Origin of the sequence: Mycobacterium sp. E2497, assembly GCF_001668695.1 — a bacterium.
Classification (GTDB): domain Bacteria; phylum Actinomycetota; class Actinomycetes; order Mycobacteriales; family Mycobacteriaceae; genus Mycobacterium.
Window position 1 is genome coordinate 1 of record NZ_LZKD01000224.1, and the last position, 11,235, is coordinate 11,235.

Annotated in this window: 5 protein-coding genes; all 5 read right to left on the bottom strand. The window is 71.5% G+C overall.

Annotation, left to right across the window (positions count from 1 at the left end):
* A partial coding sequence (locus A5713_RS20365; protein WP_068098162.1) for a non-ribosomal peptide synthetase occupies positions 1-5,556 on the bottom strand: 5,556 nt, incomplete at its 3' end.
* On the bottom strand, positions 5,553-8,555 hold the full coding sequence (gene mbtD, locus A5713_RS20370; protein WP_231980555.1) for a mycobactin polyketide synthase MbtD: 3,003 nt from the start codon (positions 8,553-8,555) through the stop codon (positions 5,553-5,555). The genes mbtD and A5713_RS20365, both read right to left, overlap by 4 nt.
* Positions 8,552-9,868 carry a polyketide synthase gene (locus A5713_RS20375; RefSeq protein WP_102417735.1) on the bottom strand — a complete coding sequence of 439 codons (1,317 nt, stop codon included), beginning with the start codon at positions 9,866-9,868 and terminating at the stop codon, positions 8,552-8,554. Before A5713_RS20375 ends, mbtD begins: the two co-directional genes overlap by 4 nt.
* Positions 9,861-10,625, bottom strand: a complete 765-nt coding sequence (locus A5713_RS20380; RefSeq protein ID WP_068098164.1) for a thioesterase II family protein — start codon at positions 10,623-10,625, stop codon at positions 9,861-9,863. Before A5713_RS20380 ends, A5713_RS20375 begins: the two co-directional genes overlap by 8 nt.
* The coding region (locus A5713_RS20385) for a phosphopantetheine-binding protein (RefSeq protein ID WP_231980557.1) at positions 10,622-11,235 on the bottom strand (614 nt) is incomplete at its 5' end. The genes A5713_RS20385 and A5713_RS20380, both read right to left, overlap by 4 nt.

Genomic DNA, 11,235 nt, shown 5'->3' on the forward strand with positions numbered 1-11,235 from the left:
GGAGCCGATGTTGTTCAACAGCTCGGTGCCCGCGCCGGAGCACACCGAAACGAGTCGCTGCAGGAGCGCGGTGCCCACCGGTTCTCCGCCACACACCAGGCGGGACAGTGCCCGCACCGCGCCGGGCCGGCTGTCGATCAGGGCGGAGACCAGGCTGGGCACCGCGGTCAGTTGGGCGACCGAATGCCGGATCATCAAGTCACCCAAGGCTTCCGGGTCGCGGTGCTCGGCGTCGTCGGCGAGGATCATGGTGGCCCCCGCCGCGAGACCGGCCAGCATCTCCATGCCGCCCTCGAGGAACGTCATCGACGCCTGCGCCAGCCGGACGTCGTCCGCTTTCGGCGGGTAGTGCCGCAGCTGCCAGTCCAGCCGGGCCGTCATCGATCGATGGGTGCCCACCGCACCCTTCGGCGTGCCCGTCGACCCCGACGTGAAGACCAAATACATCGGGTCGTCCGGGTGCGGCAGCGGCAATTCCCGCCGACCGGCCCCGCCGTTGTGCACCGCGTCGCGCACCTGCGGGTCGTCCAGCGAGATCACCGTGATGCCGGGGACTTCGGGCATGCTGGCGGCGGCTTCCGCGGTGGCCAGTACCACTTGCGGCCGCACGTCGTCGAGCATGAACTGCTTGCGCGCCGTCGGGTAGCCCGGATCGATCGGGAAATAGCCGCCGCCGGCCTTCATGATGGCCACCAGCGCCACCACCAGGTCGAGTCCCCGCCGCGTCGAAAGCCCGACCAGCGTCCCGGGCCCGACCCCATGCGCGGCGAGCAGCTCCGCGAGGTTGTCCGAACGGCGGTGCAGCGCGGGGTAATCCATCTGCTGATCGCCGCAGCGCACCGCGATCCGGCCGGGTCCCCAGCTTCGGCTCGGCCGCAGCAGTTCGGGAATGGTGCGCGGCCGATCCCGCGGCGCGCGCTCGCCGCGGCTCCAGCCGTCGAGCATCGCCCGCCGCTCGCCGGCGTCGGTCAACTGAACGCCCCGCAAAGTCTGTTCGGGGTGGTCGGCAAACTCGGTGACCACCCGGGTCAGCCAGCCGGCCAGCCGCTCGATGGTGGTCCTGGCATACAGCTCCGTCCGGAAGATCAGGTTGCCGTTGTAGCCGACGCCGCCCGAGCCGTCGGTGCCGAAGAAGTTGACGCTCAGATCGGCGTGCGCCATGTCGAAGACGGGGTCCAGGGAGGTGCACACCGCGTCTTGCCCGCCCTCGACCGGCGCCTGCTCGATCACCCGGGTGGCGGGCAGGTGGTCACGGACGTGCACGACGACCTGGAACAGCGGGTTGCGCGACAGGGAACGGACCGGGCTGACGGCGTCGACCACCCGGTCGAACGGCAGGTCCTGGTGGGCGTAGCCGGCCAGCGCCGTCTCGCGCGCCCGGGTGAGCAGCTCGCGCAGCGTCGGGTTGCCGGTCAGGTCGTTGCGCAGCACCAGGATGTTGACGAAAAAGCCGATCAGTTGGTCCAATTCGGCCTCGGTGCGCCCGGCGACCGGGGTGCCGAGCGGGACGTCCAGGCCACCACCGGCCTTGTGCAGCACCACCGCGACCGCCGTTTGCAGCAGCATGAACTCGGTGATGCTCAACTCGCGGCACAGCGCGGCGAGCTTGCCGCGCGTCGCCGCGTCGATGCGGAACTCGACGGATTCGCCCGCGCCGCTGGGCACCGGCTGGCGGGGGAAGTCGGGCCGCAGCCCGGTGTCCTCCGGCAGCCCGGCCAGCTGCCGCGTCCAATACTCGCGCTGTTCGAGGGCAACGGCGGACTCCTGGCCGCTCGCGTCACCCAGGAACGCCGCTTGCCACGCCGCGTAGTCGGCGTACTGCACCCGTAGCGGCGCCCAGGACGGGGCCTCCCCGGCCCGGCGCGCACGATAGGCGGTCATCACGTCGGCGAACAGCACCCCCGCCGACCAGTGGTCGGAGGCGATGTGGTGGATCACCAACGACAGCACATGCTCGGCGGGGTCGTCGACGGTGTGCAGCACCGCGACCCGGACAGGCAGCTCGCGGTCCAACTCGAAGCAGTGCCGGCGCTCGGCGTCCAGCTCCCGCTGCAGCCACGCGTCGTCGGGCCCGGTTGCTCGGCGCACGGAAACCTCACCCGCGGGCCCGACCACCTGATAGGGCACGCCGTCCACCTCGACGTAGGAGGTGCGCAGGATCTCGTGCCGGGCGACGACGTCGCCGACCGCGGCGATCAGGGCCTCGATGTCCCACGGGCCGGTCAGTTTCGCGGCGAAGGGAATGTTGTTGACCCAGCTGGGACCGTCGACGCGGTAGGCGAACCAGCTGCGCAGCTGAGACGCCGACAGCGGCATGGGCTCATCGTGGGCGGTCGCGAACAGCTTGGGCCGCGACGGCCTGAGCCCGCCAGAACTCAGCTGGTCGAGCCGCTCCGCCAGCAGGCCCACGGTCGGCAGCTCGAACACGTCCCGGATGCCGAGCTCAACCCCACACTCGGAGCGAATCGCGGTGACGAGTTTCGTGGCCACCAGCGAGTGGCCACCCAGGTCGAAGAACGAGTCGTCGGCGCCCACCCGGTCGTGACCCAGCAGCGCGGAAAACAGTGCAGCGACGCGGCGTTCGGTGGCGGTGGTCGGGTCGCGGTATTCGGCGGCCGCCGCGATCTGCGGTTGCGGCAGCGCGGCGCGGTCGATCTTGCCGTGCGCCGTGATCGGGATTTCGTCGAGCGTCACGTAGGCCGCCGGTGTCATGTAGTCGGGCAGCGCGGCGGCCACCCGGGCGCGAATGCGCTCGACCTCAACGGTTTCCGGTCCACCGCCCTGGGCCGGCGTGACGAATCCCACCAGGCTCTTGCCCAGCCGGGGCAGGTCCATGGCCAGCACAACCGCTTGTCCCACACTGGGGTCCACGGAGATGGCCGCGGCGACCTCACCCAGCTCGATGCGAAAGCCGCGGATCTTCACCTGCTCGTCGGCACGGCCGACGAACTCGATGTCCCCGTCGGCGTTGCGGCGAGCCAGGTCGCCCGAGCGGTACAACCGGCGGCCCGGGGTGAACGGGTCGGCGACGAAGCGTTCGGCCGTCAGTCCCGGCCTGCCGTGGTATCCGTGCGCGACATGTGTTCCGCCGATGTAGATCTCGCCTATCACACCCGCGGGAACGGGCCGCAGCGCGTTGTCGAGCAGGTGCACCTGCGTGTTGATCTTGGGACGACCAATGGGCACCACCCGGGTGCCCTGTGCCCCTTCCACCGGGTAACTGGTGCAGTTGACCACGGTCTCGGTCGGCCCATAGAAGTTGTACAGCAGCGCATCGAAGGTGGCGTGGAACTTGTCGGCGATCTCGCCCGGCAAGGCCTCCCCGCCGATCGGTACGCGCCGCAGGGTGCGCCACTGGCCGACGCCGGGCAGCGACAGGAACAGTCCGAGCAGCGACGGCACGAAGTGCATCGAGGTGATGCCTTCGCGGCTGAGCAGTTCGGTGAGGTAGCCGATGTCGCGCAGCCCGTCGGGCCGCGGAATCACCAGGCGGGCACCCATGATCAACGTGCCGAAGATCTCGCCCATGGAGACGTCGAAGCTGGGCGACGCGACCTGCAACAGCCGGTCGGTTTCGTCGACGCGATACTCGTCGCCGAACCAGACGAAGTACTCGGCGATGGGCGCATGGGGCACCGGCACGCCCTTGGGCAGCCCGGTCGATCCCGACGTGTAGATCAGGTACGCGGTGTTCTGCGGGCTCAGCGGCCGGACCAACTCGGCGGGCGCGGAGGCGGGGTATCGCGACAGGCCGGTAACGGGCTCGCGCAGCACCAGCTCGGCGCCGGCGTCGGCGAGGATGAAGGTCAGCCGATCTTCGGGGTAGGTGGGATCCACCGGCAGATAGACCGCGCCCGCCTTGAGCACGCCCAGCGCGGTGATGACCAATTCGGGCGACTTGTCCAGCAACACCGCGACGCGGTCCTCGGTGCCGATGCCCCGCTCGATCAGCCAGTGCGCCAGGCGGTTCGACTCTTCGTCGATCTCGCGGTAGGTGTACTGGCGTCCCTCGTAGACGACGGCGACGGCCTCGGGCGACAGCCCGGCCCGGCGGGTGACCAGCTCGGGCAGTGTGGCGGCCGGGGTTTCGAAGTCCTCGCCGGTCGAGGCCCTGCGCAACCATTCGGCGTCATCGGCGTCCATCAGCGCGCACGCCGACAGCGCGGCGTCGGGATTGCGCAACGCGTCGTCCAGCAACACGGCATAGTGCCGCAGCAACTGATCGGCCAGCCGCTGATCCAGCACCTCGACCAGGTATTCGGCTTCGACAAGCCCGCCGCTCGGGCCATTCGCAGCGCGGTCCAGCTCGACCATGAAACTCAAGGGCAGCTGGTTGAAATGGCCGCGCAGCTCCCCCCGCTCACATCGCACCCCGGGCGGGCAGAAGCCGGCGCCGTCGGGCTCGCGCTGCCCGAAGCTCACCCGGGTCATCCGGTCGGCGCCGTGCCGGCGATCGGGATTGGACTCGCGCACCAGCCATTCCAAGTCGGCGCGCGAGTGCGCGAAGGCGCCCACCGCGCTGTCCCGGGTCTGGGCCAGCAGCTGGCGGAACGTCTGGTGTGGCTCCGGCCGCAGGCGGAGTACCACGGTATTGCCGTAGTAGCCGATGGCGGACTCGGTCCCGACGTCACGGTTGAGGACGGGGGCGGCGACGAGGAAGTCCGTCGACTGGGTGTAGCGGTGCACCAGCGCGGCGAATGCCGCCATCAGCACCATGTAGGGGGTGGCACCGGTTTCCCGCGCCAGCGCGGCCGCCCGATCGACGGTGGCCCGTGGCAACCGCGCGGTGGCGCGCTGTGCGCGCCACGTGCTGGGCACCACCGAGCCGTTGGGGCCCGGAAGTTCGAGCGGCTCGGGCAGATTCGCCATCAGGGGCCGCCAGTACTGGGTGTCCGCCGCGGGGTCCGCGGCGTCGTCCGGGGGTGGCGCCGCTGACGCGGGTTGGCCGTCGAATGCGTCCGGGTCGGTGTAGGCGCGGGTCAGGTCGGCGAAGAACGGTGTCCACGAGGCGTCATCCCAGGCGACGTGATGGGCGGTGATCAACAACATCAGCTCGTCGGCGGACAGGCGGGCCACGGTGACCCGCAGCGGCGAATCCTCGGCCAGGTCGAAGGGCCGGCGAAAGTCCCGCTGCGCCAGCACGTCCAACCTCAGCCGGCGGGCCTGATCGGACAGCCCCGACAGGTCGTGGTCGGCCCACTTGGGCCGCAGCTCCTCCCGGAGGACCGGATACGGGTCGCCGTCCGCGCCCACGGCGTATGTCGTGTGCAGCACCGGGTGCCGCGCGGCGACGGCGTCGACCGCGCGCCGCAAGCGGCCGGGGTCGACCGGGCCGGTGATGCGGTAGGAGACGCAGACGTTGAGCAGCGCGCTGTCCGGGTCCACCGACTGCACGAACCACATCCGGTGCTGGCCGGCGGACATGCGCGGCCGCTGACGGCTTGCCGCGGGTGTCTCGACGGCCGGCCTGCCCAGGCCGCGTTCGGCGATCTTGCGGCGCAATATCTCCAGGCGCTCGTCGTCGAGACGGGCCCTGGTCCCGGTAATGTCCGTCACGCTGGGAGTCCAACCTTTCTGCCTTCGGGAGCGTCGAGTGTCACTCCGTCTCGCGAGCCGCCGGCTGAGCCGGCGCTCAACGCGTCGATCAATTCGTTGAGGGTGATCCCGCCGAGCATGCGGGCGACGGGTACGGAGCTTCCGACCGTCCGGCGCAGCCGCTTGCGCAAGTCGAGTGCGAGCAGCGAGTCGACACCGAGGTCGATGAGCGGTGCGGTCGGGTCGATCGTAGCCGGGTCAGCCAGCTGCAGCGTCGCGGCGAGTTCGGTGCGCACCGCCGCGGCGAGGGGTTTGGCCGCGGACTCGTCCGCTGCCGCGACCGGCGTCGTGAACGGCGTTGGCATGCCCTGACTTTCGAAGAATACCCCGAGCCGGTCGAGGTCCGCGTCGAAGATCAGCGGATCGCCGTCGTAGCTGCGCAGGCTCGCCTCGATCGCCCGGTCGGGAGCCATCGCGATCAGGCCGGAGCGTTCGGTGCGGGCGATCTCCTCGGCCGTCACGACACCGGCGGTCTGCCACAGGCCCCACCGGATCGCCATGGCGTCGCGGCCCTTGCGGCGCAGCGCGGCGACCAGCACGTCGAGCATCCGGTTCGAGGCGGCGTACGCGGCGTGGCCGTGGCCGCCCCATACCCCGAACACCGACGAGCAGGCCAGGATTCGGCAGTCCGGCCGCAGCGGCCACACCTCGGCCAGCACCGCCAGGCCGCGAACCTTGGCGGCACACACCGCCGCCACGTCGGCGCCTCTCAGCTCGGAACTTGGGCGGGCCTCGGCGATGCCGGCGGTATGGATCAGCAATGACGCGCCCGGGCCGGCGTGTCGGGCCGCGACGGCCGCGAGGGCGGCCGGATCGGTGATGTCGCAGCGCGGGGCGTGTACCTCGGCGCCGTGGTTTTCGGTGAGCCGGCGCAGCGCGTCCCCGCCGATGCCGTTGCGGCTCAACAACGTGACCGTCCGCGCCCCGCGCTCGATGCAGTACCGCGCATACTGCAGGCCGATGGCTCCGCTGCCGCCGGTGATCACCACGTGGTCCAGCGCGTCGGCACTCAGGGGCCGTTCGGTTGCCGAATCGGAACAGTGCCGAAAGGTTCGGACGTAGGGTCGCGGCGATTCGCCGCCGCGCAGCGCCACCTCGGCCGCCTCGCCGAGCAGGGCGTCGACGACGGCGCGCGCGGTTGCGGCGTTGACGTCCCGATCCGGCAGGTCGAGATGTGTGAAGGTCTGCTCGGGGAATTCGAACCCGGCGCTGCGATGCATCGCGGCCAGCGCCGCCTGCGCCGGGACGGCGTCGGAGTCATCCGGATCGACGGTCTCGGCGCCCGCGGTGAGCAACCAGACGGTCCGGCAGCGCGGGCCGATCAGGGCGGCGTAGTCGGGTAGACCCGCGTCCGGCCGGCCACCGATCTGCTCGACCGCGGCGGCGGGGTCCGGCTCGTCCAGCTCCGGCGCTATGACCGCGAGGACCTCGGCGTCGTTCGGCGGCACCACCCGGCAACCACCCTGCGCCCCAAGGGCATCGATGAGGCGGCGCGTCAGGGCGCCTGCCGTCGGCGCGGCGGCGAAGACGCCGACGTCAGCGCCCGGCGCGGCCGACGGGGCCGCGTGCCGCCAGTCCTCGATGACGACGTTGAGTGCCGGGGCGGGCGGCGCGGTCTCGATCGGCGGTTCGGGCGCCGCCCACAGGTGGACGGCCCGCATGGGCGCGTTCGGGAACCCGCGCAGCGGTGGCCGGACGCCACCGGGGATGGCGTGGGCCCATTGGCAGCCGGGGTCGGCGGTCGCCACGGCCGCGATGTTCGCCGCCAGCGTGTCGACGATGTCGCCGTCACGATGACCGGACCCCACGGCCACCGCCGTCTCGCCGATCAGGTCGGCGAGCGGATACAGCAGCGAGGGGTGCGCGGACAGCTCGACGAACGTGTTGGCCCCGAGCCGTTGGGCCGCCGCCACCGCTTGGTCGAACCGGACCGTGCTGCAGAGGTTTTCATACCAGTATTGGGAGAAGTCGGCGCCACTGCCGACCGGGGCGCCAAAGGTCGAACCGATGAACCGCACCGGACCGTCCCGGAATGCCGAGCGGGGCACCCGCTCGGCCAGCGCGGCGCGCAACTGACGCAGCACGCTGGTGTGCCCCGGGTAATCCACCGCCAGTTGATGGGTGAACACGCCCCGCTGCCGCGCCAGCCGCACCGCGGCCGCCACGGCGTCGCGGTCTCCGGACACCACGGTCGACGCCGGGCCGTTGACCGCCGAGACTTCCAGCCAGCCTGCCGTTTCTCCGATCAGGGACTCGGCCTCGTCGACGCCGGCACCGAGCACCGCCATGGCGTAGCGCCCCGCCAATTGGTCGACGATGGTGGCGCGGGCGCCGACCAGGCTGACCGCGTCGGGCAACGAGATCGCGCCGGCCACGTACGCCGCCGCCACCTCACCGAGGCTGTGACCAACCGCGAGGGCCGGCAGCACGCCGTGGAATTGCCACTGGTGGGCCAGGCTGACCGCGTGGGTGAACTGCGCCCCCTGAATTTCGGTGCGCGACCAGTTCCCGTCGCGCTCCCCGATCAGGTAGGGCAGCGGTGAGGGCAGGCCGGCGGCGCGGAAGGCCCGGGCGCACCGGTCGGCCTCGGCCCGGTACGCCGGAAGCCGTTGGTAGGCATCGGCACCCATCGACTGCCATTGGTTGCCCTGACCGGGGAACACGAAGGCGATGCAGGGGGCGGCACCGAGGGAGGATCGGGTGACCAGCGGATGCTCCTCGCCGCGGGCCAGCGCGGACAGGCCGGAGAGCAGCTCGCCGCGGCCGGAGGCCCACACCACCGCGCGGTGCCGGCGCACCCGCCGCAGGCGCAGCAGCGTCGAAGCTACCGCCGCGGTGTCCGCGTCATCGCGGCCCAGATAATCCACGATGGCCCGGGCGTCCTGACCGATCAGCCCTTCGTCGTGCGCCGAGAGCAGCACCGGCGCGCGGCCGTCGGGCAACGGGGCGGTCAGCATCATGCGACCTCGGGGAGGGAGACGATCACGTGCGCGTTGGTGCCGGCGATGCCGAATGCCGACGCCGCCGCGACCCGTTGGCCGCCGATCGCGGGCCACGGCGTCAGCGTCGTCGCGAGGCGCAATCCCTGGCGGTCCCAGTCGATTTCCGGGCTGGCTTCCGACGCGTGCAGCGTCGGCGGGACGGCGCCGTGGGCCGCGGACACCACCACTTTGGCCAGGCCGAGGGCCCCGCTGGCGGCCAGCGCGTGGCCGACGTTGGATTTCACCGAACCGAGCAGGGCGCCGCCGCCGGGCGCCGTGTCGCCGTAGGTGTGTGCCAGCGACCGCAACTCGGTGCGGTCACCGAGGCGGGTGCCCGTGCCGTGGCCCTCGACCATCCCGACGTCTCCGGGCCCGATTCCGGCCTGCGCCATGGCGCGCCGGAACAGGCGGACCTGGGCGTCCCCGCTGGGGGCGCTCAGTCCGGCGCTGCGACCGTCCTGGTTGACGGCGGTGGCGCGCACCTCGGCGACGACCGGGCGACCGGCGCGCAGCGCGGCCGATTTGCGTTGCAGCACAAACATCGCCGCCCCTTCGGCCCACACCGTCCCGCTGGCCTGTGCGCTGTACGGCCGGCAGTGGCCGTCGTCGGAGAGGGCGTGCTGTTTGGAGAACTCGACGAAGAACCCGGGCGAGCCCAGCACGTTGACCCCACCCGCCAGCGCCAGATCGCAGTCACCGTTCTGGATCGAACGCACGGCGAGGTGGAACGCCGCCAGCGCGGACGCGCACGAGGAGTCCACCGTCAGCGCCGGGCCGGCCAGCCCCAGCGTGTACGCGACCCGGCCGCTGATCACGCTCAGGGCCGTCCCGGCCAGCAGGTGGCCGCTGTGCCGGGAGAAGCTGGACATCTGCGGGCCGTATCCGGTGGCCGAGGCGCCGACGAAGCACCCCACATCGTGCCCGGCCAGGTCGTCGGGGTTGATGCCGCTGTTTTCCAGCGCGCGCCAGGACACCCGGAGCACGACGCGTTGCTGGGGGTCCATGGCGACGGCCTCCCGCGGGGAGATGCCGAAGAACTCGGGGTCGAACATCGTTGCGCCGGAGAGGAATCCACCGCGATCGTGGATCTCCTTGAAACCGCCGCGCCGCGAACCGGCGAGCAGCTCGCGCACCCGCCAGCCCCGATCGGCGGGGAACGGCCCCAGCGCCTCACGCCCGTGTGACAACAGTTCCCAATACTTGTCGGCGCTGTCGATGCCGCCCGGCGCTTCGAGCGCCATGCCGACGATCGCCACCGGATCGGACGCCCCGTCGAACCCGTTGTCACCCATCGGCATTCACCCGCTGCGCAACCGCATCGAGGTGGTCGTTGAGATAGAAGTGCCCGCCGTCGTAGAGGAACATCTCGAAGGCGCCCGCGGTGTGGTCCTGCCACAGCCGCAAGGCGACCGGATCGACGCGGTGGTCGTCGCGCGCCCCCAGTACCGAGATGTCGGCACCGATGCGGACGCCGGGGGCGCATCGGTAGCGGTTGATGGCTTGGTAGTCGGCCCGCACCGCGGTGGTCAGCAGCTCGGCGAACTCCTCGTCGGCGAGCAGCTCGGGGTCGGTGCCGCCGAGATCGGCGATGTCGGCTAGCAATCCGTCGTCGGTGGTGGGGAGTTCGGGCATGGCGGCAACCGCGGACGGCGCCGGCCCGGCCGAGACCCACAGGCGCTGCACCGCCGTGTCGCGGGATTCGGCGACCCTGGCGAACTCGAAAGCGACGACCGCACCCATGCTGTGGCCGAACAACCGCAGCGGCGCGACCCGGCTCCACGGTCCGCCGTCGAACAGGTCCTGGGCGAGGTCGTGCACGGTGTCGGGGGCCGGATGGTCCAGCCGGTCCGCGCGCTGCGGGTACTGGACGATGTACGTGTCGCCGCCCGCGGCCAGCTCGGACGCCAGCGCCCGGTAGCCCGCCGCGGCCGCGCCGGCGTGCGGAAACACGACGGTCGCGCCGGGCCGCCGGCCCCCATTCCTGCCCGGCACCCGCTTGATCCAGGATGCGAAATCGGTGGGCATGCTCACCACGTGGTTGAAGGTCATTGCGGCGTACCGGATTTCCCGCCGTGGTGGGCAGCCGACAGCACCGCTTCGGCGTCCATCTGGATGACCTCGAGATACAGCTCGGCCACCTGATCGAGCCGCTCGCCACCGCGCTCACGAGCGGCAAGCAGATCGGCGAGTGCCGCGACTGTCCGGGTGGCGAACACGTCCGCGACCATCACATTCGGGGTGTCGAGCCACGTGCGGATGCGGCCCACGGCCTGGGTGGCCAGCACCGAATCGCCACCGAGGGCGAAGAAGTCGTCGTCACGACCGACCCGCTCGGCGCCGAGCAGCTCGCCGAGGAGCGCGGCGAGCGCGGATTCCAGGGGCGTCGACGGGGCCCGGTAGCCGGGCTGCCCGGACAGCGAAACCGCCACTCCCAGGTCGCGTGCGACGGCGCGACGATCGATCTTGCCGGCGTCGGTGAACGGGATGCGCTCGACCAGCGCGACGTGGCGCGGAACCATGTGCGCGGGAACGAATTCGCCCATCAGCTCCCGAATCCGCTCGGCGGTCAGCTCGGCGCTTTCCCTGCGGACCGGCGGCGTGCGCCTGGCCCTGGTGTGCGGCGGGCAGCGGCTGGAACTGCCCGTGCCCGAGTTGATCC